The organism is Streptomyces sp. BE303 (assembly GCF_036290945.1).
GTDB lineage: Bacteria > Actinomycetota > Actinomycetes > Streptomycetales > Streptomycetaceae > Kitasatospora.
In genome coordinates this window covers 1-281 of record NZ_JAQYWZ010000678.1, presented here as the reverse complement: position 1 = coordinate 281, position 281 = coordinate 1, and the positions used below count along the sequence as shown (strand labels likewise).

1 protein-coding gene is annotated in these 281 nt (G+C 75.1%); it reads right to left on the bottom strand.

The genetic code is table 11. The annotated features are described in order from the left end of the window. A partial coding sequence (locus tag PUR56_RS16205; RefSeq protein WP_329949448.1) for a transposase domain-containing protein occupies positions 1 to 281 on the bottom strand: 281 nt, incomplete at both ends.

Sequence of the window (281 nt, the reverse complement as noted above, 5' to 3'; positions counted from 1 at the left end):
CGGGCCGCGTAGCAGGTCGAACAGCCAGCGCATCGGCTCGGCCCCCACCCGCCTGCGGGCCTGGGCGAACGCGCCGCCGGTCGGGTCGGCGACCGGCAGGCCGTCCAGTCCGGCGGTCAGCCGCTGCCACACCTGCCGCCGGCCCAGCCCAGGGAACAGGCACCCGGCCAGCAGCAGATACACCACCACCCGAGACGGCAGGTCCCGGACCCGCGCCTGCACCCTGCCGGTCTGCGCCAGCGCCTCGTCGACCATCTCGAACGGGACGATCCGGGTCAACT